This is a genomic window from Enterobacter cloacae complex sp. 2015409, assembly GCF_041365315.1.
Taxonomy (GTDB): domain Bacteria; phylum Pseudomonadota; class Gammaproteobacteria; order Enterobacterales; family Enterobacteriaceae; genus Enterobacter; species Enterobacter pseudoroggenkampii.
Genome location: NZ_JBFTVM010000001.1, coordinates 847,173 through 870,097, shown reverse-complemented (window position 1 = coordinate 870,097; position 22,925 = coordinate 847,173). Strand labels below are relative to the sequence as shown.

Genomic DNA, 22,925 nt, shown 5'->3' with positions numbered 1-22,925 from the left:
TGACGGCTGCAGGCAGCGTAAACTCGGTAAACCCTATATTATTCGTGCCTTTATAAGAACAGGAGTCAACATGCAAAAGATTGTTATCGTCGCCAACGGTGCGGCCTACGGGAGTGAATCCCTTTTTAACAGCCTGCGCCTGGCCATTGCGCTGCGTGAAAAAGAGAGCGACCTGGCGTTACGCCTCTTTTTAATGTCCGACGCGGTCACCGCCGGGCTGAAGGGACAAAAACCGGCCGAGGGTTATAACATTCAGCAGATGCTGGAGATCCTGACCGCGCAAAACGTGCCGGTGAAATTGTGCAAGACCTGCACCGACGGGCGCGGCATTACCGGACTGCCGCTGATTGATGGCGTAGAAATTGGTACGCTGGTTGAGCTGGCCGAGTGGACGCTGTCCGCAGATAAAGTATTAACTTTTTAATAATAAACCCGTAAAAATATTATTTTCTTATGGACGCGGTTTCAGCATCAAGTTTACCTGCTGGGTTGCCGATAGGCATGGAAACAACACAGCAGGTATTTCACTTATGTTCAGATCGATTCGTGCACGCATCATCGCGGCGACGGCAGGCTGTCTGGTCGTCGCCCTTCTCCTCAACACCGTTATTAACTTCCAGGTCACACGCCAGGATAACCAGCAGTCACAGCGCGATATCCTGACCAGCACCAGCGCCAGCCATAACATGGCGATTGCCGACTGGGTCAAAAGCAAGATGACGGTGATCGCCTCCGCGCAGACCGTCGCACTGAATGACGATCCGGTTCCGGTGTTTAAACAGCTTGCACAGGCGGGTGGATTCACCAACGTTTATGTCGGCTACGCCAGCAAAACGGCGAAATTCTCTGAACCGGCGGGCGTTCCGGCGGATTATGACCCGACCATTCGCCCGTGGTATCAGCAGGTGGTCAGTACGGACGGTCCGGTTGTCACCGCGCCCTACGTTGACGCGGGGACCGGTAAACTGGTGGTGACCTTCGCCGTGCCGGTGAAAGAGAATGGCGCACTGAAAGCGGTAGTGGCGGGCGATGTGGCCATGGACAGCGTGGTGGCGAACGTACGCGGGATCCATCCAACCCCGGCCAGCAGCGGGTTGCTTCTGAACAGTGACGGCAGCGTGATTGCCGCTAACGATCCGGCTCTGACGCTTAAACCGTTTGCTGAGACCATCAAAGGCATCGATTTTGCTGCGCTGAAAAGCGGTAATCCGGTCGACGGAACGCTGAACGATGCTGAAAAAACCTTCGTGGCGACAGCCGTGCCGGGCACAAACTGGCTGCTAGTCGTCGCCCTCGACAACGGTGACGCCACCTCCGGCATGCGTTCCCTGCTTAAAGCATCGGCGATTTCGCTGGTGATCCTGGCGCTGCTGAGCGCGGCCATTGTTCACCTCCTGATTGCCCGCCTGCTGAAGCGTCTGTCCGACATTCGCGACGCGATGCACAACATTGCCAACGGGACTAACGATCTGTCCCAGCGTCTGCCGGACAGCGGCGAGGACGAAGTCGCGCAGATTGCGCAGGCCTTTAACGCCTTCAGCGATAAGCTGTCGGTGGTGATGGTGCAGCTCCGGGATGCCAGTGAATCGGTGAAAAACGCCGCCCAGGAGATTGCTGCAGGTAACCAGGATCTCTCCGGACGTACCGAGCAGGCGGCGTCCAGCCTGCGCGAGACGGCCAGCGCCGTGGAGCAGATCACCGCCTCCGTGACGCAGTCGAACGAGTCGGCGGCAGAAGCGAACGATCAGGCGAGCAAGGCCTCAGCGGCCGCGGCGCGCGGCGGCGAGGTGGTATCCCAGGCGATCAGCACCATGCAGTCCATCGAAGTCGCGTCGGCTAAAATTGGCGACATCACCAGCGTGATTGACGGCATTGCTTTCCAGACCAACATTCTGGCGCTGAACGCCTCCGTCGAGGCGGCCCGTGCCGGGGAGCAGGGTCGCGGGTTTGCCGTGGTGGCAGGCGAAGTGCGTAACCTGGCAAGCCGCAGCGCCCAGGCGGCGAAAGAGATCAAATCGCTGATCGATTCTACCACCGACAGCGTGGCCACCGGCTCCCGCTACGTGCATCTGGCCGGGGAAAGCATGGACGAGATCCGCTCCAGCATCGGCAGCGTCTCCGGCATCATGCGCGAAATCTCCATCGCCACCAGCGAGCAGATGAAAGGCATTCATGAGATCAATCATGCGGTGACCCATCTCGACAGGATGGTCCAGCAGAACGCCGAGCTGGTGGTGGAATCCGCCGCCGCCGCGGGTGCCCTGCAGAGCCAGGCTGGGGACCTTGCTGAAACCGCCGGCCATTTCCGCATTTAATTTTATTCCGGCGCGGGTTTACCGGGTAAAACCCGCGCCAGCTGAATGCTTTCAGGAATTTTGTCATTTTTGTTTAAACGTTATGCCATTTTTTGATCAAAATCATCATCCCTCGCCCCCCGCTTTGGTGTTATGCAATGAGTAATTTGTGAACAATATCACGCTCGGGATGGGCAAAATCGACGGGGTAAAAAAATGGCACTGGTAAAAACAAGTTTGAAACTGTTTGGCGGGGATACGGTAGTGGTGCGTTGCTCAGAGCGCTGTCGTATTCACCTGATGAGTGCGAAAGCACATAAACAATCCCAGGCGGATATTCTCACCGTGCAGGATGATAAAGCGTGGCTTACCGTACCGTATACCGGCACGTGGGATGTGCTGATCGACAGCCACAGTCAGTCGCTGGAGCATTCCGTCAGCTACGTGGCTGCATAATAATAAACGCCCGGCGAGCCGGGCGTATCATCAGGCAAAGCCCGGTCGCAGCGTGCCGTTGAGCGGGTTCCCTTCCAGCAGAGCCTTCACCTTTACCACCAGCTCATTCAGACAATCGTCTTTCATGCCGAGGCGGGTCAGCTCCTGATCCAGGGAGAAGAGATATTGTGCATTGGTCCCCAGCGGTCCGCTGGCGGCAGCAATCAACGGGGCTATGACCTGCGTGCGGGTGTCCGCTTCATACAGCGGATGACGCGGGTCCATAATAAACACCAGCGCATTGACGGTGCGTCCGTCGTCCAGCTCCAGCTTGCACCAGCTCGGCATATAGCAGCCGGTGATCATCTCACGCTTCCAGAGCAGCGTAAGCTCCTCTTCCAGCGAGGCATCAGGAAGGCGATACGCCACGCCCGTGGTGCGCCCGCCCTCTTTCAGTGCAAGCATACGTCCCGGCTGGCACGCGCTGCCGCGTCCGGCCGTCAGACGCAGGCAAAATGCGCGATGCCAGCCAGGCAGCGTTCCCGTTGCCGATTCGACAAATTCCAGAGCCGGGTTCCACATCAGGGAACCGTAGCCAAAAATCCATACCGGGCCATCATCCGGGCGGCAGGCAAGCGTGGCAGCAAGTGACGCCGCACGTTGTTCAGCTGACCAGAGAAGCGATTCCTCAATAGCACCAAATGCCGTCTTACAATCTGCCTTCATTAAGAAATCACGCGTTAACATTTTACACCTCCGCCACTGCATGCTTCCTTGCGACATCTGTAATTCGCCTTCCCGGCATTATGTGCTGGTCATTTTGCCAGCAGTTAAATAACGATAAGCAATTAGCGGACCAGTTGCAATACAACGGCAGTTCAACCGCCTGAAAAGTCAAAATGAAGGCAGCGAATTATTTCACGGCTATTTCTTTTTATGCCATTTATCGTCGCCTCCTTTTTCATATTCATGTTTTACGGCGGACCAGGCGACTTTGTGTGCCGTCTCTTCACGGCTGGCATCATCCCGGCGATCGTCCTTATCTTTGTATTGATCCCAGGCGCTGTTAAACGCCTCTTTGTAGATATCCTGCGCGTGAGCGGGCAGCACGTTTTGCACGTTGTCTGGTAATTCGCGTTTCGTTTTATATGGCATCACTCACCTCTCTTTTGCTTAAAGAGATAAGTGTGGACGACGATATGGCAGCGTGCCACCCGGCCTTAATTTATGGTTTCAAACCAAATGTAATTTATTGTTATTTAATAAGTATTATATGAAAACAGTCAATTACAGGAGTCAGGCATTAAATTTATGAAAAATGGTAAAATTAAGTAAAAAATAAAGGGTATTTAACAGAGATCTGTTAGTTTAATGACCTCAAAAATCTATCTATAATTACAAGCACCTGCATTGATGGAGAAGCACATGACAGCAACACACGAGGCGGTAAAGACCCGCCACAAGGAGACGTCACTCATTTTCCCGGTTCTGGCACTGGCTGTGCTGCTCTTCTGGGGAAGCAGTCAGTCACTGCCAGTGGTGGTTGGTATCAATATTCTTGCCCTGGTCGGCATCTTAACCAGCGCATTTAGCGTCGTTCGCCATGCGGACGTCCTGGCCCACCGTCTGGGCGAGCCGTACGGATCGTTAATTCTCAGCCTTTCCGTCGTTATTCTCGAAGTCAGCCTGATTTCCGCGCTCATGGCGACCGGCGATGCCGCGCCGACGCTGATGCGCGACACGCTCTACTCTATCATTATGATTGTGACGGGCGGCCTGGTGGGCTTCTCTCTGCTGCTGGGCGGGCGCAAGTTCGCGACCCAGTATATGAACCTGTTCGGCATTAAACAGTATCTGATTGCCCTCTTCCCGCTGGCCATTATCGTGCTGGTCTTCCCGATGGCGCTGCCGGGCGCGAATTTCTCTACCGGTCAGGCACTGCTGGTCGCACTGATTTCCGCCGCCATGTACGGCGTGTTCCTGCTGATTCAGACCAAAACGCACCAGAGCCTGTTTGTGTATGAGCATGAAGACGACAGCGACGACGATGACCCGCACCACGGTAAGCCGTCGGCCCACAGCAGCGCGTGGCATACGGTTTGGCTGATCGTACATCTGATTGCGGTAATTGCCGTCACCAAGATGAACGCCAACCCGCTGGAAACGCTGTTAACCGAGCTGAACGCGCCGGTAGCGTTTACCGGCTTCCTGGTGGCGCTGCTGATCCTGTCTCCTGAAGGGCTGGGTGCGCTGAAAGCTGTCTTAAACAATCAGGTACAGCGCGCAATGAACCTCTTCTTCGGCTCCGTGCTGGCGACCATTTCACTCACCGTGCCGGTGGTGACGCTGATTGCCTTTATGACGGGCAACGAGCTGCAGTTTGCGCTGGGTGCGCCGGAAATGATTGTGATGGTGGCCTCGTTGCTGCTGTGCCAGATTTCGTTCTCCACCGGGCGTACCAACGTGCTGAACGGCGCGGCGCATATGGCGTTGTTTATTGCGTACTTAATGACGATTTTTGCGTAAGATTGATCCGGTGCGGCCTGATGCCCTCACCCCAACCCTCTCCCACAGGGAGAGGGAGAAAACATAAAAAAACCCGCCGAAGCGGGTTTTTTTATTAGTTGCTGGTATCCAGCTCGTCGAAGCTCTTCACCAGATCGTCAATCGCTTTGATCTGTTTCAGGAACGGCTCCAGCTTATCCAGCGGCAGCGCAGATGGGCCGTCGCATTTCGCATTAGCCGGATCAGGGTGCGCTTCAATAAACAGACCTGCCAGACCGGTCGCCATACCGGCACGCGCCAGCTCGGTCACCTGGGCACGACGGCCACCGGATGCGGCACCGAACGGGTCGCGGCACTGCAGGGCGTGCGTCACGTCGAAAATCACTGGAGACTGGCCGGAGACATTTTTCATCACGCTGAAGCCCAGCATGTCGACAACCAGGTTGTCGTAACCGAAGTTAGCGCCACGGTCACACAGGATCACCTGATCGTTACCGCCTTCGATAAACTTATCAACGATGTTACCCATCTGACCCGGGCTGACGAACTGCGGTTTTTTCACGTTAATCACGGCACCGGTTTTCGCCATCGCCGCCACCAGGTCAGTCTGGCGAGCCAGGAACGCCGGGAGCTGGATCACATCCACCACGTCTGCCACCGGCTGCGCCTGAGAGGCTTCATGCACGTCGGTGATCACTTTCACGCCAAAGGTCTGCTTCAGCTCCTGGAAAATCTTCATCCCTTCTTCCAGGCCCGGGCCACGGTAAGAGTTGATGGAGGAGCGGTTGGCTTTGTCAAAAGAGGCTTTAAACACGTACGGGATGCCCAGCTTCTGGGTCACGGTCACGTAGTGTTCGCAGATACGCATGGCGAGATCGCGGGATTCCAGCACGTTCATGCCGCCAAACAGGACGAACGGCAGGTCGTTTGCTACCTTGATATCACCAATGCTAACCACTTTTTGTTTCATAGGATCGCCTTATTCAGGTGTGAATCGGAATTAAGATTAATGCAGTGTAATTTGCTTGTGCGAGATCGCGTTGATCTGCGCACGAATCATTTCGCTAATAGGATCTTCCGGACACTGCTCGACGAAATAATTCAAATCATTCAGCGCCACGTGCTCACAGTCGAGCTGGGCATAGATCAGCCCGCGATCGCGAATTTCGTACGGATCTTCCGGGTTGAACTGCAGCAGCACTTCGCTGGCGCGCAGGGCCAGCTCCATCTGACGCTCTTCCATTAATGCAGACTTCAGCGTATCCAGCAGCTTGCGAATGACCTCTGCGTTGTCCGCCTCGTCGAGATCTTCGTTGAAGAGTTCGGCCACCGGGCTGATATTGCCTTTCAGCCACACGTCCAGCGTATGTTCATCCAGCGTGTCGCCGTTGAAGGGATTAATGAGCCACATTTCGCCGTCCAGCCACTCTGCACGCAGGATCATCTGCGTCGGGAAAATGACCGGCACCAGCGGAATATCCAGACGCTGTGCGACCCATAGTAAAATAGACCCCAGTGCCACGGCGCTGCCCTGACGATTTTTTAAGACCTGGTCCAGCCATAATGCGTCAGACAGGCGATATACGCCCCGCGTGTCGCAGAAACCCCATTCGCCGTAGAAAAGCTCCAGCAGCTTCTCTAGTTGCCAGTCTTGCGGGCGAGCCTGATTAATCTCTTCACGCGCCAGGCTGACCAGATTCTCCAACTCATCATAGACAAACTGCGACGTAAAATCGTCGCGAATCATCTCTGAAATCAGGATCATGCCATCGCAAAGCGGCACTTTATTAAATTCGAAATCGGCTAAGGACCTCATGACTTACCCCAGTAACGCCTGAGCGAACAATGACGCTCAGGCGCGATAAAACTCAAAACGATGTAGATGATAACGCCAAACTGCCTTTCAGTCAGCCTTACGCCTTTATCAGTAAATGGCAGATACCCGGAACTCAAGACCACCGCCCCAGCGTCAGGCGTTCGTTGCCGCCGTAGTCGCGGCAGGTTTCGACAGCGTCATAACCTGCTTGCGTAAACAGTGCCCGCACGGCTTCTCCCTGCGTCCAGCCATGCTCCACGAGCAGCCAGCCGCCGGGAAGTAAATGTTCCCGTGACGTTGTCACAATGTGATCAAGATCGGCTAATCCCGCGTTGGCGGCCACGAGCGCCGTCAGCGGTTCGAAGCGAACATCTCCCTGCGCAAGGTGCGGGTCGTGTTCGTCGATGTAAGGAGGATTGCTGACAATCATCGCAAATGTGCGATTCTCCAGCGCGGAAAACCAGCTGCTTTGCAGCACCGTCACGTTGCGGACCCCGAGACGTTCCACGTTACGCTGCGCCAGCGCCACCGCGTCGGGCATGACATCCACCGCCGTCACCGTACAGTCGGGCCGCTCGGTGGCGAGCGCCAGCGCGATAGCACCTGTTCCCGTCCCGAGATCGAGAATACTGCAGGCCGCCGCCGGTAAACGCGCCAGCGCCTGCTCCACCAGACATTCGGTGTCCGGACGCGGGATCAGCGTCGCCGCCGAGACGAACAGGGGTAACGACCAGAACTCACGTTCACCGACCAGATGCGCCACCGGCTCGCCGGTTTTACGACGGGCAAGCAGCGCGGCGAGCTGCGCTTCCTGCTCCGCGGTCAGTTCGGTTTCGCCAAAAGCCAGCAGATACGTCCGGGCTTTACCCGTCACATGCTCAAGCAAAATTTCGGCATCGCGTTTCGGGCTTTCGCTTTCGGAAAGCTCACCTGCCGCCTCACGTAACCAGCGCTGAAAATCCATTATTCCTGCTCGGACAGCGCCGCCAGCTGGTCGGCCTGGTATTCCTGCACGATAGGCTCAATCAGCATGTCCAGCTTCCCTTCCATCACCTCGTCCAGACGGTACAGCGTCAGGTTGATGCGGTGGTCGGTTACACGGCCCTGCGGGAAGTTGTAGGTGCGGTTACGGTCGCTGCGATCGCCGCTCCCCAGCAGGTTACGACGCGTAGACGCTTCCGCCTGCTGGCGTTTCGCCATTTCGGCCGCGTGGATACGCGCGCCCAGCACGGACAGCGCTTTGGCTTTGTTTTTGTGCTGTGAACGCTCGTCCTGACATTCGACGACAATGCCGGTTGGCAGGTGGGTAATACGGATGGCGGAGTCGGTGGTGTTAACGTGCTGACCACCCGCGCCAGAGGAGCGGAAAGTATCAATACGCAGGTCCGCCGGATTGATGTCCGGCAGTTCCGCTTCCGGCAGCTCCGGCATCACCGCCACCGTACAGGCGGAAGTGTGGATACGGCCCTGGGATTCGGTGGCCGGTACGCGCTGCACGCGGTGACCGCCGGATTCAAACTTGAGACGACCGTACACGCCGTCGCCGCTAATCTTGGCGATAACCTCTTTGTAGCCACCGTGTTCGCCTTCGTTGGCGCTCATGATCTCCACGCGCCAGCGACGCGACTCGGCGTAGCGGCTGTACATGCGGAACAGATCCCCGGCAAACAGTGCCGCTTCGTCACCGCCGGTCCCGGCGCGGACTTCCACGAACGCGTTACGCTCGTCGTCCGGATCTTTTGGCAGCAGAAGCACCTGAAGCTGCTGCTCCATCTCTTCAGAACGCGCTTTCGCATCCTGCAACTCTTCCTGCGCCATCTCGCGCATTTCAGGATCGTCGAGCATCATCTGCGCGGTTTCGATATCTTCCTGAACCTGTCGCCAGTCGGTAAAGCATTTAGAAACATCACTTAACTGCGCGTATTCACGTGAGAGCGCGCGAAAACGCTCCTGGTCCGCAATGGTCCCGGCATCGCCGAGCAGCGCCTGGACTTCTTCATGGCGCTCGTGCAGAGCTTCCAGTTTAGCGACGATAGAAGGCTTCATAGGCGTAAGTGCACCTTGTCTTAGAAAATGGGTATAGGGCGCTATTCCAGCCCGAGGCTGTTGCGCAGAATAGTCAGGCGTTCATCATCCCCGTCACGGGCGGCCTGCTGAAGAGATTTGGTTGGTGCATGGATCAGGCGGTTGGTCAGTTTCCATGCCAGATCCTGCATAATTGCATGTGCGTCGCCGCCCTGTTCAAGGGCCGCTAACGCTTTGGCAGTCAGGTCATCACGCACCTGCTCCGCCTGTCCGCGGTACTCGCGGATGGTCTCGCTGACGCTTTGCGCGCGCAGCCAGGCCATAAACTCACTGGTTTCCTGCTCAACGATGGTTTCCGCCTGCACCGCCGCCGCTTTACGCTGGGCGAGGTTGTGCGAAATGATGCTTTGCAGGTCATCCACGCTGTAGAGGTAGGCGTTAGGCAGCTTGCCCACTTCCGGCTCAACATCGCGCGGGACGGCAATATCCACCAGCAGCATCGGCTGATTACGACGGGACTTCAGCGCACGCTCCACCATCCCTTTTCCGATAATCGGCAGCGGGCTGGCGGTCGAGCTGATAATAATGTCCGCCTCTTTCAGACGTTCATCGATGTCGCTCAGGGCAACCACCTCTGCGCCCACTTCATCCGCCAGCACCTGCGCGCGTTCGCGGGTGCGGTTAGCGATAATCATCTTTTTCACTTTATGCTCGCGCAGATGGCGCGCCACAAGTTCGATGGTTTCGCCCGCGCCCACCAGCATCACGGTGACGGTGGAGAGGGATTCAAAGATTTGGCGTGCAAGGGTGCAGGCCGCGAAAGCAACGGAAACCGCACTGGCACCAATGTCGGTTTCGGTTCGCACACGCTTCGCCACGGAGAACGACTTCTGGAACATGCGCTCCAGCTCGCTGGCCTTCAGATGCCCTTTTTGCGAATCCGCAAACGCTTTTTTCACCTGCCCCAGGATCTGCGGTTCGCCGAGCACCAGCGAATCCAGCCCGCTGGCGACGCGCATCAGATGGCTGACGGCATCGTTGTCCTGATGCCAGTACAGACTATTGCGCAGTTCGTCTTCGTTGAGATTGTGGTAATCGCATAGCCAGCGGATAAGCGCTTCATGCAGGTTGTCCTGCTCTTCCACGCTTAAATAGAGCTCGGTACGGTTGCACGTCGAGAGCACCACGCCACCCTGCACCATCGGCTGTGCAAGCAGGCTGTCCAGCGCCAGGTCGAGCGTATCTGGCGAAAACGTTACGCGTTCTCGCAGCGAAACCGGGGCTGTTTTGTGGTTGATTCCGAGTGCTAATAGGGTCATGTTGAGCGGGAGTAGTACCAGCGTTAATAAGGTTAGCAGAACGCATCATACAGGATGCGCGAGATCAATAAAAGAGACAGCCCCCTTTCGGAGTAATAGCTTATACCCGTCATACTTCAAGCTGCATGCGCGTTGGCTGCGCTCTTTCACCCCAATCACATAGTTATCTATGCTCATGGGGATTCACTCTCTTGCCGCCTTCATGCAGCTTGAATTATTTAGGGTAGATACAACGCTTTGAGATAATTTGAACGTAGACGGTAGCCCCCTTCGACGCTAGCATTAACAGTTATAACTGCAACGTATCTCAAGGATTTGTCCTTATTATGACCCGACTGATTCGCCTGCTGCCGCTGGCAGCACTGGTTCTGACCGCGTGTACCGTCACCCAGCCAAAAGGCCCGGGCAAAAGCCCTGATTCACCGCAGTGGCGTCAGCACCAGCAGGACGTCCGTAATTTGAACCAGTATCAGACCCGCGGCGCGTTCGCTTATCTCTCTGACGAACAAAAAGTTTATGCCCGCTTCTTCTGGCAGCAGACGGGTCAGGACCACTATCGCCTGCTGCTGCTGAACCCGCTGGGCAGCACCGAGCTGGAGCTTATCGCTAAACCGGGCGAAGCGCAGATCACCGATAACAAAGGCCAGCACTACACCGCGACCGATGCCGAAGAGATGATTGGCAAGCTGACCGGGATGCCTATCCCGCTCAACAGCCTGCGCCAGTGGATCCTCGGCCTGCCGGGTGACGCCACCGACTACACCCTGGACGATCAGTATCGTCTGAGCCAGGTGAACTACACCCAAAATGGCAAAACCTGGAAAGTGGTGTACAGCGCCTATGACAGTAAGAGTAAACCGTCGCTGCCATCGAATATGGAGCTGACCCAGGGCAGCCAGCGTATCAAGCTGAAAATGGACAACTGGATCGTTAAATGATGACCCAATGGCCCTCTCCGGCAAAGCTGAACCTGTTCTTATATATCACCGGCCAGCGCGCTGACGGTTATCACACCCTGCAGACGCTGTTTCAGTTTATTGACTATGGCGACACGATCTCCATTGAACTGCGCCAGGACGGGCAGATTTGCCTGCTAACGCCGGTCGAGGGCGTGGCACATGAGGACAACCTGATCGTGCGCGCCGCGCGTCTGCTGATGAAAGCCGCAGCGGAATCGGGCCGCCTGCCTGCGGGAAGCGGTGCGGATATCCGTATCGAGAAGCGCCTGCCGATGGGCGGCGGTCTGGGCGGCGGCTCATCTAACGCCGCGACCGTGCTGGTTGCGCTGAACCACCTCTGGGGCTGCGGGCTGTCGACGGACGAACTGGCAGCCCTGGGCTTGACGCTGGGGGCGGATGTCCCGGTGTTTGTGCGCGGTCATGCGGCCTTTGCTGAGGGCGTGGGTGAAATCCTCTCCCCGGCTGAACCGCCTGAGAAGTGGTATCTGGTTGCTCACCCTGGCGTGAGCATTCCGACCCCGGTCATCTTTAAAGATCCTGACCTGAAAAGGAATACCCCGGTTCGGTCAATAGAAACGTTATTAAATTGTGAATTCAGCAACGATTGCGAGGATATCGCAAGAAAACGTTTTCGCGAGGTTGATGCGGTGCTTTCCTGGCTGTTAGAATACGCGCCGTCGCGCCTGACTGGTACAGGGGCCTGTGTCTTTGCTGAATTTGACACCGAATCCGCCGCTCGTCAGGTGCTTGAGCAAGCGCCGGTTTGGCTGCATGGTTTTGTAGCGCGTGGGATGAACATTTCCCCCCTACAGCAGGCCATTCTGGCGCAGACTGAGTTTCGGTGACAACGTCACCCTGTTCCAGACGTTGCATCGCGCTCTTTAATACACCGCCTGGATAGCCTTCGCCTGGCCCGCACAGTTTGCGGCGAACGCTATCCACCACTGGACGCATGCCTGAGGTTCTTCTCGTGCCTGATATGAAGCTTTTTGCTGGTAACGCCACCCCGGAACTAGCACAACGTATTGCCAACCGCCTGTACACTTCCCTCGGCGACGCCGCCGTAGGTCGCTTTAGCGACGGCGAAGTCAGCGTACAAATTAACGAAAATGTACGCGGTGGTGATATTTTCATCATCCAGTCCACCTGTGCTCCAACGAACGACAACCTGATGGAACTGGTTGTTATGGTCGACGCCCTGCGTCGCGCTTCCGCAGGCCGTATCACTGCTGTAATCCCTTACTTCGGTTATGCCCGCCAGGACCGTCGCGTCCGTTCCGCGCGTGTGCCAATTACCGCTAAAGTTGTCGCTGACTTCCTGTCCAGCGTCGGCGTTGACCGCGTACTGACCGTTGACCTGCACGCAGAGCAGATCCAGGGCTTCTTCGACGTCCCGGTTGATAACGTATTCGGCAGCCCAATTCTGCTGGAAGACATGCTGCAGCTGAACCTGGATAACCCAATCGTGGTTTCTCCGGACATCGGCGGCGTGGTACGTGCCCGTGCTATCGCTAAGTTGCTGAACGATACCGACATGGCGATCATCGACAAACGTCGTCCGCGCGCTAACGTTTCTCAGGTGATGCACATCATCGGTGACGTGGCTGGCCGCGACTGCGTGCTGGTCGACGACATGATCGATACCGGCGGTACGCTGTGTAAAGCGGCTGAAGCGCTGAAAGAGCGTGGTGCTAAGCGCGTATTCGCTTACGCGACCCACCCGATCTTCTCCGGCAATGCCGTAAACAACCTGCGCAACTCCGTTATTGACGAAGTTGTGGTATGCGATACCATCCCACTGAGCGACGAGATCAAGGCATTGCCAAACGTGCGTACCCTGACCCTGTCCGGGATGCTGGCCGAAGCGATTCGTCGTATCAGCAACGAAGAATCTATCTCAGCAATGTTCGAACACTAATCGAACACGGCCGAAAAACCCGCTGCGGCGGGTTTTTTTGTCTCTGGGTTTTATTTGTATGATTAATGCCTCCTTCACCTGCCATTCACATGACAGATGATGCGCATACGGATGATAGATAATTGTGAAAAACGTAACCTCCTCACATGTTCTGCCCTTTCGCGCCCTCATCGACGCCTGCTGGAAAGAGAAGTACACCTCCTCACGCTTTGTGCGTGACTTGATTGCCGGGATCACCGTAGGCATTATTGCCATCCCGCTGGCGATGGCGCTGGCGATTGGCAGCGGCGTTGCGCCGCAGTACGGTCTGTACACCTCGGCCGTTGCCGGGATAGTCATTGCCCTGACGGGCGGCTCTCGCTTTAGCGTCTCCGGCCCGACCGCCGCCTTTGTGGTGATCCTCTACCCCGTTTCGCAACAGTTTGGTCTGGCAGGCCTGCTGGTCGCCACCCTGATGTCCGGGGTCTTTTTAATTCTGTTTGGCCTGGCCCGCTTTGGGCGGCTGATCGAGTACATCCCCCTTTCCGTGACGCTGGGGTTCACTTCGGGGATTGGGATCACCATCGGAACCATGCAGATTAAGGATTTCCTCGGCCTGCAGATGCCCCACGTACCGGAACACTACCTGCAAAAAGTGGGGGCCCTGTTTATGGCGCTGCCGACGGCCAACCTGGGCGATGCCGCCATTGGGATTGTGACGCTGGGCACGCTGATCGTCTGGCCCCGTCTGGGGATCCGTCTGCCGGGCCACCTGCCCGCGCTGCTGCTGGGCTGCGCGGTGATGGCCATCGTCAATATGTTCGGTGGTCACGTCGCGACTATCGGCTCGCAGTTCCACTATGTTCTGGCGGACGGTTCACAGGGTAGCGGCATTCCGCAGCTGTTGCCGCAGCTGGTGCTGCCGTGGGACATGCCCGGCTCCAGCTTTACCCTAAGCTGGGATTCCCTGCGCGCCCTGCTTCCCGCCGCGTTCTCTATGGCGATGCTGGGGGCGATTGAATCCCTGCTCTGCGCCGTCGTTCTGGACGGCATGACCGGCACCAAGCACAAAGCCAACAGCGAGCTGGTCGGCCAGGGATTAGGCAACCTTGTCGCGCCGTTCTTCGGCGGAATTACCGCAACGGCAGCCATCGCCCGTTCAGCTGCAAACGTGCGCGCGGGGGCAACCTCACCCGTTTCGGCGGTTATCCACTCCGTGCTGGTGATCCTCGCCCTGCTGATCCTCGCCCCGCTGCTCTCCTGGCTACCGCTTTCCGCAATGGCCGCCTTGCTGCTGATGGTGGCCTGGAACATGAGTGAGGCGCATAAGGTGGTGAACCTGCTGCGTCGCGCGCCGAAAGACGACATCATCGTGATGCTGATCTGCATGTCGCTGACCGTGCTGTTCGATATGGTTATCGCCATCAGCGTCGGGATCGTGCTGGCTTCTTTGCTGTTTATGCGCCGCATTGCGCAAATGACGCGCCTCTCCCCGGTCAACGTAGAGGTGCCTGATGATGTGCTGGTGCTGCGCGTGATTGGCCCGCTGTTCTTCGCCGCGGCGGAAGGTCTGTTCAGCGATCTGGAGTCCCGCATCGCGGGCAAACGGGTTGTGGTGCTGAAATGGGATGCCGTACCGGTGCTGGATGCAGGCGGCCTGGATGCCTTCCAGCGCTTTGTTGCACGTCTGCCGGAAGGCTGTGAACTGCGGGTGAGTAACCTGGAGTTTCAGCCACTGCGCACCATGGCGCGGGCGGGCGTGCAGCCGATCCCTGGCCGCCTTGCCTTTTATCCTAACCGTGAAGCCGCATTAGCGGATCTGTGAGCCACCTGGTGCAGAGAAACGTCTTTGCATCATCACCCCGATCGCCTGCTGGAGCCAAGCAAGCACGGCAGGCGTCATCCAGGTTCCCTTCATCAGATGCGGCTCCTGCTGCATGGCCGTGCGAAACTTATGCTGAGTCTCCGGGCTGGTGCCCGCGTAAGACTGGAACAATGTCAGCCAGTTTTCAGCCATCTTTTGCGCATCGTCAGAGGCGGGGTCGATATTTTCCCGCTGCGCCTGATGCAGTTTTGCCACCAGCGGCGGCCACTCCATCATGCGGTCAAAGTAGTGTGCCCGGGTAAAGGCCATCTCTTCGGCAGTGAGATACTTCTCCCATATGTTGAGCTTTGATTCCGCAAACGCGCGCGTGATGTAATCCGTCATCTCCGGCGTGATACCGGTCTGCACCTGCATCTGCGGTTCAACGCTATGCATTTCATTCAGCCGGGTGAGAAATTCCGGCTTGCCCGCCGTATCCTGCTCCAGGCGTTCCATCCAGCGCGTCGCCAGGTCCATGGCCCGCGGGTCCGTAACGGGTATGTGCTGTTTCAACAGCGTGTTTGCCTCTGCAACCAGCCCTGACCAGATAGCCGCCAGCGCATCCTTCTGCACCGCAAACGGGAGCTGCTGTAACTCTTCTTTGCTAAACCAGCGATCGTACATATTCATTAACTCCAGAGTCTGTAGCCAGGATTCCAGATCCGGCGTCGCATCGTCGAGAAGCCCGGTCCGCAGCTCCACCAGCCGGTCGCGCAGCGTATGTATGCTGCGCAGCTGTTTATCCAGCAGCGTGATTTGCGCATCGAGTAACTCGGTCAACGACAGCGACTCCTGTTCCAGGAAATCCCTGATTTCAGCAAGTTCCAGCCCCGCTTTTGCCAGCGCCTGAATCATGTGCAGACGCTGGACATCAGCCAGGTTGTAAAGCCGATAACCTGCCGCGCTTCTGGCAGAAGGCAGCAACAACCCTGTTTGCTCATAGTGGTGCAATGTCCGCACGGTGATCCCGGCACGTTTCGCCAGCTCACCCACCTGAATCAACATAACTGCTCCTTTTCTTTGCCAGTGGCATCACTCTGGAGCCTTACGTTACGTGAGGGTCAACCTTTGATGCAAAAAAAAACGACTCCCTCAGGAGCCGTTTCGGTGTTCTTTATCATAGCACTAGCTGTGCTTATGCTGGTCGCGACGACAGCGTTTATCGTAGTGGCGCACCCACCAGTATTTGTCACACACTTCCTCATGGCCACTCACGCGTGCTCCCGCCAGCCACAACACTGCACCAATGAAGATGCTCAATATCGCGCCATGCGCAAAGTATTGCGGAAGATCAAGCTGCGGCAGCTGGTTTAAAATTGAATAACCCACGCCGGCTACCATCACGAACAGCCCCAACCCCATCAGCACGTTACCGAGTAACGAAGCGTTTTTGCGTTTCATGTGTCACCTCCGGAACTTTGGGTTGTCAGGGGAAAAGCCCCTAATCCTTGTGTGTAAAGTATAGACAACGCCCCTTTTATGAGTTGCGTGAATGATCACAATTACAGATAACTCCCAAACAAAAGTTTACAAATAACACTTTGAACAGCTTGAAATTCTAATTGTTCAAATCAGAAATTATTCGTATTTCGCTTCGACGATCGCAGAATTTTGTCAAGCGGCGCGCCAGACAGTAAACTACGCGCCAGATCTGGAACCTATTAGGAATTGAATCGTGACGATTAAACTGATTGTCGGCCTCGCCAACCCGGGCGCAGAATATGCGGCTACCCGCCACAATGCCGGGGCATGGTATGTCGATCTGCTGGCCGAGCGGTTACGTGCTCCCCTGCGTGAAGAACCTAAATTCTTCGGATATACCTCACGTATCAACCTTGCTGGCGCGGATGTTCGTTTACTGGTGCCTACCACCTTTATGAACCTGAGCGGTAAAGCCGTGGCGGCAATGGCAACGTTTTATCGCATCAACCCGGATGAAATTCTGGTGGCTCACGATGAGCTGGATCTCCCGCCTGGCGTAGCAAAATTCAAACTGGGCGGCGGGCACGGCGGCCACAACGGTCTTAAAGACATCATCAGCAAGCTGGGCAATAACCCGAATTTCCACCGTTTGCGCGTCGGAATCGGCCATCCGGGCGATAAAAACAAAGTTGTCGGTTTCGTACTTGGTAAGCCCCCGGTTTCTGAGCAGAAACTGATTGACGAAGCGGTAGACGAAGCGGCGCGCTGCACCGAAATCTGGCTAAAAGACGGGTTAACCAAAGCGACAAACCGCTTACACGCTTTCAAAGCGCAATAATCTGCCCGATCCGGCTTTTTTACCGCGCGTCATGCGGGTTACGTGTATAATAGGCGTAGTTATTTACTTTTCATCAATCGGTTATCGTTAACGGATTGATTATCAAGATATTAAGGTGATTTAGAAATGGGATTCAAATGCGGTATCGTCGGTCTGCCAAACGTGGGCAAATCCACCCTGTTTAACGCGCTTACCAAAGCGGGTATCGAAGCGGCGAACTTCCCGTTCTGTACCATCGAACCTAACACTGGCGTGGTGCCAATGCCTGACCCGCGACTGGATCAGCTCGCGGAAATCGTGAAGCCGCAGCGTATTCTGCCGACCACCATGGAGTTCGTGGACATCGCGGGCCTGGTAAAAGGGGCATCCAAAGGCGAAGGTCTGGGTAACCAGTTCCTGACCAACATTCGTGAAACCGAAGCGATCGGACACGTTGTACGCTGCTTCGAGAACGACAACATCATTCACGTAGCGGGTAAAGTAAACCCGGCTGAAGATATTGATGTCATCAACACCGAGCTGGCGCTGTCGGATCTTGATACCTGCGAGCGTGCGATCCACCGTATCTCCAAGAAAGCCAAAGGTGGCGATAAAGATGCCAAAGCCGAGTTGGCGGTGCTGGAAAAATGTCTGCCACAGCTGGAAAACGCGGGCATGCTGCGTTCTCTGGATCTGAGCAAAGACGAGAAAGAGCTCATCCGCTACCTGAGCTTCCTGACGCTGAAGCCAACCATGTACATTGCCAACGTGAACGAAGACGGTTTTGAAAATAACCCGTACCTCGATCAGGTGCGTGCTATCGCCGAGAAAGAAGGTTCTGTCGTGGTTCCGGTTTGTGCCGCAGTAGAAGCCGATATCGCCGAACTGGATGACGAAGAGCGTGATGAGTTTATGGCAGAACTGGGCCTGGAAGAGCCCGGGCTGAATCGCGTTATCCGTGCTGGTTATGCCCTGCTCAACCTGCAGACCTACTTCACCGCTGGCGTGAAAGAAGTGCGTGCCTGGACCATTCCAGTGGGTGCAACTGCGCCTCAGGCTGCGGGTAAAATCCACACCGACTTCGAGAAAGGCTTTATTCGTGCGCAGACCATCGCGTTTGAAGATTTCATCACCTACAAGGGTGAGCAAGGCGCGAAGGAAGCCGGCAAGATGCGTGCGGAAGGGAAAGAATACATCGTTAAAGATGGCGATGTGATGAACTTCCTGTTCAACGTCTGAGTCGTCTTGAATGAAAAAAAACCACGCCCTGGCGTGGTTTTTTTATTGCGGGGTCAAAAGACATTGTCTAAGAGTTCTGTTTTCATGCTGGGTTCAAAAGGAATGATTTCAGCCGTCGCGAGCTTTAACCTCTGAAAAGGATCCTCGCGTAATCGCTCTTCAAGAGAGGCAAGACTCTCACATTTCGCGAGAATGACCCCACCGATTCTCGGCACCCGTTTTCCGGATGCGAGGAAAATTCCCTCTGCATACCCTTTTTTTAGCCACTCGACATGCGCAGGTATTGCTGCGTCAATCTCTTCGAGTGGTTTGATATAGGTTAAAATGACAATATAAACCGTGCTCATCCTTTGCCTCTCAGCTGTGTTTTTAGCCGTTTGTTGGAATTGCTTATGCAGTTCCTCTGTTGCCATCGGGTATCGTTATCATTTGGGGCACATTTGATCTTAATATGCAGGGCCCGATCGAGACAACGCGTTATTCTTCCTATTCCACGAATAGAACCAGTCATGCCAGCCGTTTTGCTTTACCACATAGCTACAGGCCACAATTACTTCCTTTGACTGGTTGAAAGTTAAGTAATAGAAAATAGCGCCTTCAGGAGGTGCAGACCAAAATAGTTTTTCGCCCTGAGCACTGAAGATGGTCAAAATAGTTGGTAATGGCTTTGGTTCGCTTAACGCAAAGACTAACTGGCGTGTTGAGTCGACCATTGCAGAGTCTAAAAATGGCATCCTAACCCGTATGTTACGTTCAGCACACGCCCACTGAAGCAGGTCATTTTCTTTAATACAAATGAGATTTTCAATCATCGGTAAACCTCAACTTTTAAAGTTTGATCTGTTTCAAATCACCTTCAAAAAGCCCCACAAGATATACCCGGTATCGTGCTGGCTGCACTTCTTTATACGTTAATACAGTAGAAAATTCCTTTACACACTTTGAACAAGTGTTTTTCGAAACATATAATTGGCTTTCATCGTAGATATACTTCTTATGTTCACTAACAAACTTCACACCTCTCATTTTCTTAACAAAAAAGTCTTTCACATCTTCAGAGAGCGAGTCAAATTCATATGAGTTTACGATAGAATAGATTATTACTCCCTCGCATTCAGGGCATGCTATTTCTGCGCCAGAATCTAAAAAGTCATTATCTATGCCATCCAGGACTAGTACCTTCTTTTTCAGTCGATTAGTTATTCTCATTTTCTATAACCTTTTAATTTTATTAATCAATAATGTCATTCAGTCAAACATTCCATTCGATATAAATTCCACAGTCGAAGCTTTTCTCATTAGACTGTACAATAATGCTTCCCCACTCATGATGCCACTGAGTTCCGTATGGAGGCGTACTAATTTTAAGTTTAGGGCGTGAGGTTATTTCACTATCAACCCATGCTGTCAAGCGCTGTTCTTCTTCAGATAAATTACGCAAATTGGCTCTTTTATCCCAATCCCATAAAGTTTTATAAAAATTCCCATTCTTACTGGTAAGGAATATGCAAGGAGAAAAAGAAAACACAGAAGGCCTCAGTTCTAATATGAAAGTTTGATCTTTCCAATCGATATTATCAATAGAGAAATAATAAGAGCCTATTGTATTCAACGGAGAGAATAATATGTAAAATTCGGAGTTTTTAAAAGTCTCAACATCCATTAACTCGAGGGGGTAATTGTTAATAGCCACAAAGCCACTATTAACATCAAAATTCATTTCTAACATATCTAAACCACCTTGTCTGGAAGTGACTACATTATATTCCAGGTTAAATATATCCCGTGATTAAATGATTTTATCTCATATGAGACAGAAACCCGCCCCCATTCAAAGCGCCACCTAATCATGTCTGTTTCCGTGGTATCAGGCGTGTCCAGATTGAGTGATTCTTTTAGCCAATCAGATAAGCTTTTCACTGATTCATTTAGCATGTGAATATTAGCTCGCGCATTCCAGTCATTTAATGCGTTATAATACTGACTGTTTTTATCAACAAGATGAAGCATAAAAGGAAAACCATAGCACAACGGGCGTATAGTAACTTGAAATTCTTTGTCGAAAAACGCTACTGAGTCAACAAGGTAGTGATTCGGCATGGTTTTATTTACAGCTTTTCGCCTGTTTAATTCGTGGTATAATCCACTCTTACAAAATCCTTCTTCAGTATCAATTCCCAAAGGAAGATCATCAAATGTCAGATCACCGGTAATCGGATTTAAATTGAATTCAATCATGTTCCCCTGCTTTACTTTTGACTGTCTAACAAGATCTTAATGATATAGTCGACTTAACATGATAACAACTATATGACGATAACTTTCCGTGTAAAATCACATTTGTTATAACATTTACAATAATATCCACATAGCAATAAAGTCTTATTGCCAATGGTGCAATAAGTCAATCCACATTTCTTTTTCCCCAGCGATAACTTTTATGCCATCTTTATTTTGTTTTACATACTGCATGTATGTTTCATAAATAGCTCTTATCATCACCGTTTTTTCAGAGCGAGATCCTTCAATCAAAGTCATTATTTTTTCTAAATAAATTGATGAATTCACTCTTTCGTTGAAAAAAACAATGAGGTAATCGAGTACTTCGTTATATGAATCGTAATTCATGACAGGCTTCTCTGAACTCTTATTTCGATTTATTTTAGTACATCCAACTTTTGGTTGCGCCTAAAACAGTGTTTCCATTTAACAAAGGAGTCATGTATGCAAGCGTTAATTGATACTGGAACGCTACGCATGGAGATTCTGGTTGGTTTGTACACCAGTTTAAGCAATAAAAACTAATCATTTTCTATGTCAGGAGGAGGAGTCGTAATGCCAAGAACATCTCGCCCAAATCGAATTTCTTCGTTGGTTTTCTTTTTTAATTTTAGGATTATAACACCCAGTAGAGCATTGTTTTTATCTGAATAAATTTTAAAGGAAAATGACTTAGTTAGGATATTAATTACTAAGACAGTTTCTTCATCATAGTTTTCAAGAGCAATAATTAATTCATCAAGACCTTCTACCTTCAACCCTGTAAGTTTTGTATTATTTTTATGCGCTTTCATTATTCGCAACTCATCTTGAGTATTGTTTATAAATGATGCACATTGAAGATTATTCTTTTTATTTAGAGAAGAACTATATTCATCCGGAATTTTTTCTCGCGCATACTCAATAAGGTCATCATCATTTATCATGGTAAATTCGCCTCAACGTAGCCTCTTAGAAGTCCTTTCAGAATGATTTCATGTTCCTTCATGCGTCAAAAGAAGACTCCCACGACCACGAGTCACCTTGTAAAGGAGTCTATTGAAAGTGCAGTGTCTATATCTGATCCACGCGACCGCGCTGTCATCTCTCTTCATTTCTGTACCTCAGAGTAATCGGCCAGTTCAAAAAATACCGAAACTGATTGTCGTGCAACCCTGCCGGTGCATCATCGCCGTCAATACGCGGCAATGAGCGATCGAGACGGTAGAATTCATCGCATGCGCTCAACAGCCCTGCGTGCGGAAGGGAAAAATTGCATCGTTAAAGATGGCGACATAATGATCGCCTTCTTTACGTCTGATTCTTTATAAATTACTCTTCTTTGGTTAGCTTTAAATTTAAAAAACACCTTCTTTAAGAGGATGATTTTTTATTCCACCCCAGGGATCGTCTAGCAAAAACTTAGCTGCAACAGTTTCTTTTGTCGGTACGAGCGTGAAATTATAATAAATTTCATCTCCTTCACAAACTTCATAAAACAGTGAATAAGTTTTATCATTTAATCCTAAGCTTAAATCAAATTTTTCAGTTGCTGAAGCGACTTGTAATTTATGTTGTTCCGTAACAAAAAATGGCACAACGATGCAGCGCTGAGAATTATCATCTAAATTGAAAGATTGTTCTACTTTAATATTCACGTTTGCGCCAAATGCATCATCTGGCAATGGATCAAATATGACATAATCCTTATGAAGTACAGCACCTTGTGAAATATTTCCTTTCCCCCACTGACTCAGTTTCTCATCATAGTCTCGGGATCGTAACAATATTTGACTATGCGAAATCAGTAGATTAACTATTTGTATGTTTTTATTGTTCATTACCTTACCTCGATTTTTATTCTCGTTACACCTGACTGCTCTGATAAAAATGTTACCAATATTACAACATGCACCACAATTACTGCTCTTTGATATCCGTCATCTCTTGCCAGTTTTGATTATAAAAATTTATTGCCATATATTGAACAACTGCCTCCATATCTCCTGTTCCTCATGAGCAATGACTCTATAATCTTGAGTCTTTCGTCTATATACCATAAAGCATGAGTCTA

The 22,925-nt window shown here is 52.7% G+C and carries 27 protein-coding genes and 1 pseudogene; 10 read left to right on the top strand and 18 right to left on the bottom strand.

Annotation, left to right across the window (positions count from 1 at the left end; genetic code table 11):
• Positions 1-70 precede the first annotated feature (70 nt).
• From ACDO57_RS04130 to ACDO57_RS04120, 3 genes are all read left to right on the top strand, one after another.
• The gene (locus ACDO57_RS04130) at positions 71-424 is read left to right on the top strand and encodes a DsrE/DsrF/TusD sulfur relay family protein (protein ID WP_008499522.1); all 354 of its coding nucleotides are present in this window, start codon (positions 71-73) and stop codon (positions 422-424) included.
• A gap of 106 nt (positions 425-530) precedes the next feature.
• A complete protein-coding gene (locus ACDO57_RS04125) occupies positions 531-2,315 on the top strand; it encodes a methyl-accepting chemotaxis protein (protein ID WP_370883552.1) in 1,785 nt (594 codons plus the stop codon).
• A gap of 195 nt (positions 2,316-2,510) precedes the next feature.
• Positions 2,511-2,750, top strand: a complete 240-nt coding sequence (locus tag ACDO57_RS04120; RefSeq protein WP_024907074.1) for a DUF1883 domain-containing protein — start codon at positions 2,511-2,513, stop codon at positions 2,748-2,750.
• 30 nt (positions 2,751-2,780) lie between these two features.
• Here the strand turns inward: ACDO57_RS04120 and ACDO57_RS04115 are convergent, their stop codons facing one another.
• Complete coding sequence (locus ACDO57_RS04115; RefSeq protein WP_032647627.1) at positions 2,781-3,476, bottom strand: gamma-glutamylcyclotransferase; 696 nt, start codon at positions 3,474-3,476, stop codon at positions 2,781-2,783.
• 177 nt (positions 3,477-3,653) lie between these two features.
• Positions 3,654-3,884, bottom strand: a complete 231-nt coding sequence (gene chaB / locus ACDO57_RS04110; protein WP_090420993.1) for a putative cation transport regulator ChaB — start codon at positions 3,882-3,884, stop codon at positions 3,654-3,656.
• A gap of 270 nt (positions 3,885-4,154) precedes the next feature.
• Here chaB and chaA point away from each other — a divergent pair, with 270 nt between their 5' ends.
• Complete coding sequence (gene chaA, locus ACDO57_RS04105; protein WP_024907071.1) at positions 4,155-5,255, top strand: sodium-potassium/proton antiporter ChaA; 1,101 nt, start codon at positions 4,155-4,157, stop codon at positions 5,253-5,255.
• A gap of 94 nt (positions 5,256-5,349) precedes the next feature.
• Here chaA and kdsA read toward each other — a convergent pair whose 3' ends face one another.
• The 6 genes and pseudogenes from kdsA to hemA form a co-directional block, all read right to left on the bottom strand.
• On the bottom strand, positions 5,350-6,204 hold the full coding sequence (kdsA, locus tag ACDO57_RS04100) for a 3-deoxy-8-phosphooctulonate synthase (RefSeq protein ID WP_023335996.1): 855 nt from the start codon (positions 6,202-6,204) through the stop codon (positions 5,350-5,352).
• Between the two features lie 36 nt (positions 6,205-6,240).
• Positions 6,241-7,050, bottom strand: coding sequence for an invasion regulator SirB1 (gene sirB1 / locus ACDO57_RS04095; protein WP_032647631.1), 810 nt, complete (start codon positions 7,048-7,050; stop codon positions 6,241-6,243).
• Between the two features lie 41 nt (positions 7,051-7,091).
• Positions 7,092-7,175 (bottom strand): annotated as a pseudogene (locus ACDO57_RS04090) (siroheme synthase); the annotation flags it as partial.
• 8 nt (positions 7,176-7,183) lie between these two features.
• Positions 7,184-8,014, bottom strand: a complete 831-nt coding sequence (gene prmC, locus ACDO57_RS04085; RefSeq protein WP_370883551.1) for a peptide chain release factor N(5)-glutamine methyltransferase — start codon at positions 8,012-8,014, stop codon at positions 7,184-7,186.
• On the bottom strand, positions 8,014-9,096 hold the full coding sequence (gene prfA / locus ACDO57_RS04080; protein WP_021240360.1) for a peptide chain release factor 1: 1,083 nt from the start codon (positions 9,094-9,096) through the stop codon (positions 8,014-8,016). Before prfA ends, prmC begins: the two co-directional genes overlap by 1 nt.
• Before the next feature lie 41 nt (positions 9,097-9,137).
• Positions 9,138-10,394, bottom strand: a complete 1,257-nt coding sequence (hemA, locus tag ACDO57_RS04075; RefSeq protein ID WP_024907067.1) for a glutamyl-tRNA reductase — start codon at positions 10,392-10,394, stop codon at positions 9,138-9,140.
• Between the two features lie 326 nt (positions 10,395-10,720).
• Here hemA and lolB point away from each other — a divergent pair, with 326 nt between their 5' ends.
• The 4 genes from lolB to dauA all read left to right on the top strand — a co-directional run bounded on the left by lolB (position 10,721) and on the right by dauA (position 15,075).
• Positions 10,721-11,332: a lipoprotein insertase outer membrane protein LolB gene (lolB, locus tag ACDO57_RS04070; RefSeq protein ID WP_024907066.1), complete on the top strand. Its 612-nt coding sequence runs from the start codon at positions 10,721-10,723 to the stop codon at positions 11,330-11,332.
• Entirely contained in the window at positions 11,329-12,198 is an 870-nt protein-coding gene (gene ispE, locus ACDO57_RS04065; protein ID WP_370883550.1) for a 4-(cytidine 5'-diphospho)-2-C-methyl-D-erythritol kinase, read from the top strand. Before lolB ends, ispE begins: the two co-directional genes overlap by 4 nt.
• Before the next feature lie 125 nt (positions 12,199-12,323).
• Positions 12,324-13,271 carry a ribose-phosphate diphosphokinase gene (gene prs, locus ACDO57_RS04060; RefSeq protein WP_003856663.1) on the top strand — a complete coding sequence of 316 codons (948 nt, stop codon included), beginning with the start codon at positions 12,324-12,326 and terminating at the stop codon, positions 13,269-13,271.
• Between the two features lie 124 nt (positions 13,272-13,395).
• Entirely contained in the window at positions 13,396-15,075 is a 1,680-nt protein-coding gene (gene dauA, locus ACDO57_RS04055) for a C4-dicarboxylic acid transporter DauA (protein ID WP_090421002.1), read from the top strand.
• Here the strand turns inward: dauA and ACDO57_RS04050 are convergent.
• Both ACDO57_RS04050 and ychH read right to left on the bottom strand, forming a co-directional pair.
• On the bottom strand, positions 15,061-16,119 hold the full coding sequence (locus ACDO57_RS04050) for a MerR family transcriptional regulator (RefSeq protein WP_370883549.1): 1,059 nt from the start codon (positions 16,117-16,119) through the stop codon (positions 15,061-15,063). The genes dauA and ACDO57_RS04050 overlap by 15 nt on opposite strands.
• A 120-nt stretch (positions 16,120-16,239) precedes the next feature.
• On the bottom strand, positions 16,240-16,515 hold the full coding sequence (gene ychH, locus ACDO57_RS04045; RefSeq protein ID WP_024907062.1) for a stress-induced protein YchH: 276 nt from the start codon (positions 16,513-16,515) through the stop codon (positions 16,240-16,242).
• A 274-nt stretch (positions 16,516-16,789) separates the two neighbouring features.
• Here ychH and pth point away from each other — a divergent pair, with 274 nt between their 5' ends.
• Both pth and ychF read left to right on the top strand, forming a co-directional pair.
• Positions 16,790-17,374 carry an aminoacyl-tRNA hydrolase gene (pth, locus tag ACDO57_RS04040; RefSeq protein WP_023336005.1) on the top strand — a complete coding sequence of 195 codons (585 nt, stop codon included), beginning with the start codon at positions 16,790-16,792 and terminating at the stop codon, positions 17,372-17,374.
• Positions 17,375-17,500: 126 nt separating this feature from the next.
• Positions 17,501-18,592: a redox-regulated ATPase YchF gene (gene ychF / locus ACDO57_RS04035; RefSeq protein WP_020690896.1), complete on the top strand. Its 1,092-nt coding sequence runs from the start codon at positions 17,501-17,503 to the stop codon at positions 18,590-18,592.
• Positions 18,593-18,645: 53 nt separating this feature from the next.
• On the opposite strand, the gene ACDO57_RS04030 is transcribed toward ychF, so the two are convergent.
• The 8 genes from ACDO57_RS04030 to comJ form a co-directional block, all read right to left on the bottom strand.
• Positions 18,646-18,939: a YciI family protein gene (locus ACDO57_RS04030; RefSeq protein WP_024907061.1), complete on the bottom strand. Its 294-nt coding sequence runs from the start codon at positions 18,937-18,939 to the stop codon at positions 18,646-18,648.
• A 99-nt stretch (positions 18,940-19,038) separates the two neighbouring features.
• Positions 19,039-19,404: a hypothetical protein gene (locus tag ACDO57_RS04025; RefSeq protein ID WP_024907060.1), complete on the bottom strand. Its 366-nt coding sequence runs from the start codon at positions 19,402-19,404 to the stop codon at positions 19,039-19,041.
• Positions 19,405-19,420: 16 nt separating this feature from the next.
• Complete coding sequence (locus ACDO57_RS04020) at positions 19,421-19,801, bottom strand: hypothetical protein (protein WP_024907059.1); 381 nt, start codon at positions 19,799-19,801, stop codon at positions 19,421-19,423.
• A 43-nt stretch (positions 19,802-19,844) separates the two neighbouring features.
• Positions 19,845-20,321 (bottom strand): hypothetical protein, encoded by a 477-nt coding sequence (locus tag ACDO57_RS04015; RefSeq protein WP_370883548.1) that lies wholly within the window; start codon positions 20,319-20,321, stop codon positions 19,845-19,847.
• 26 nt (positions 20,322-20,347) lie between these two features.
• Positions 20,348-20,830 carry a hypothetical protein gene (locus ACDO57_RS04010; RefSeq protein WP_370883547.1) on the bottom strand — a complete coding sequence of 161 codons (483 nt, stop codon included), beginning with the start codon at positions 20,828-20,830 and terminating at the stop codon, positions 20,348-20,350.
• A 144-nt stretch (positions 20,831-20,974) separates the two neighbouring features.
• A complete protein-coding gene (locus ACDO57_RS04005; protein ID WP_024907057.1) occupies positions 20,975-21,220 on the bottom strand; it encodes a hypothetical protein in 246 nt (81 codons plus the stop codon).
• 173 nt (positions 21,221-21,393) lie between these two features.
• Complete coding sequence (locus ACDO57_RS04000) at positions 21,394-21,798, bottom strand: hypothetical protein (protein ID WP_024907056.1); 405 nt, start codon at positions 21,796-21,798, stop codon at positions 21,394-21,396.
• Between the two features lie 411 nt (positions 21,799-22,209).
• Positions 22,210-22,692, bottom strand: a complete 483-nt coding sequence (comJ, locus tag ACDO57_RS03995; protein WP_048990650.1) for a competence protein ComJ — start codon at positions 22,690-22,692, stop codon at positions 22,210-22,212.
• Positions 22,693-22,925 lie beyond the last annotated feature (233 nt).

Bases quoted from the DNA above. Each gene is read 5' to 3' on its own strand.
- lolB (WP_024907066.1), top strand. From the start codon at position 10,721: ATGACCCGACTGATTCGCCTGCTGCCGCTGGCAGCACTGGTTCTGACC.
- prfA (WP_021240360.1), bottom strand. From the start codon at position 9,096: ATGAAGCCTTCTATCGTCGCTAAACTGGAAGCTCTGCACGAGCGCCAT.
- ACDO57_RS04030 (WP_024907061.1), bottom strand. From the start codon at position 18,939: ATGAGCACGGTTTATATTGTCATTTTAACCTATATCAAACCACTCGAA.
- ACDO57_RS04050 (WP_370883549.1), bottom strand. From the start codon at position 16,119: ATGTTGATTCAGGTGGGTGAGCTGGCGAAACGTGCCGGGATCACCGTG.
- ACDO57_RS04125 (WP_370883552.1), top strand. From the start codon at position 531: ATGTTCAGATCGATTCGTGCACGCATCATCGCGGCGACGGCAGGCTGT.
- chaA (WP_024907071.1), top strand. From the start codon at position 4,155: ATGACAGCAACACACGAGGCGGTAAAGACCCGCCACAAGGAGACGTCA.
- hemA (WP_024907067.1), bottom strand. From the start codon at position 10,394: ATGACCCTATTAGCACTCGGAATCAACCACAAAACAGCCCCGGTTTCG.
- prmC (WP_370883551.1), bottom strand. From the start codon at position 8,014: ATGGATTTTCAGCGCTGGTTACGTGAGGCGGCAGGTGAGCTTTCCGAA.
- ychF (WP_020690896.1), top strand. From the start codon at position 17,501: ATGGGATTCAAATGCGGTATCGTCGGTCTGCCAAACGTGGGCAAATCC.
- ACDO57_RS04005 (WP_024907057.1), bottom strand. From the start codon at position 21,220: ATGAATTACGATTCATATAACGAAGTACTCGATTACCTCATTGTTTTT.
- comJ (WP_048990650.1), bottom strand. From the start codon at position 22,692: ATGAACAATAAAAACATACAAATAGTTAATCTACTGATTTCGCATAGT.
- ychH (WP_024907062.1), bottom strand. From the start codon at position 16,515: ATGAAACGCAAAAACGCTTCGTTACTCGGTAACGTGCTGATGGGGTTG.
- ACDO57_RS04120 (WP_024907074.1), top strand. From the start codon at position 2,511: ATGGCACTGGTAAAAACAAGTTTGAAACTGTTTGGCGGGGATACGGTA.
- ACDO57_RS04010 (WP_370883547.1), bottom strand. From the start codon at position 20,830: ATGATTGAATTCAATTTAAATCCGATTACCGGTGATCTGACATTTGAT.
- sirB1 (WP_032647631.1), bottom strand. From the start codon at position 7,050: ATGAGGTCCTTAGCCGATTTCGAATTTAATAAAGTGCCGCTTTGCGAT.
- ACDO57_RS04000 (WP_024907056.1), bottom strand. From the start codon at position 21,798: ATGATAAATGATGATGACCTTATTGAGTATGCGCGAGAAAAAATTCCG.
- kdsA (WP_023335996.1), bottom strand. From the start codon at position 6,204: ATGAAACAAAAAGTGGTTAGCATTGGTGATATCAAGGTAGCAAACGAC.
- ispE (WP_370883550.1), top strand. From the start codon at position 11,329: ATGATGACCCAATGGCCCTCTCCGGCAAAGCTGAACCTGTTCTTATAT.
- ACDO57_RS04015 (WP_370883548.1), bottom strand. From the start codon at position 20,321: ATGTTAGAAATGAATTTTGATGTTAATAGTGGCTTTGTGGCTATTAAC.
- chaB (WP_090420993.1), bottom strand. From the start codon at position 3,884: ATGCCATATAAAACGAAACGCGAATTACCAGACAACGTGCAAAACGTG.
- ACDO57_RS04130 (WP_008499522.1), top strand. From the start codon at position 71: ATGCAAAAGATTGTTATCGTCGCCAACGGTGCGGCCTACGGGAGTGAA.
- ACDO57_RS04025 (WP_024907060.1), bottom strand. From the start codon at position 19,404: ATGATTGAAAATCTCATTTGTATTAAAGAAAATGACCTGCTTCAGTGG.
- ACDO57_RS04115 (WP_032647627.1), bottom strand. From the start codon at position 3,476: ATGTTAACGCGTGATTTCTTAATGAAGGCAGATTGTAAGACGGCATTT.
- ACDO57_RS04020 (WP_024907059.1), bottom strand. From the start codon at position 19,801: ATGAGAATAACTAATCGACTGAAAAAGAAGGTACTAGTCCTGGATGGC.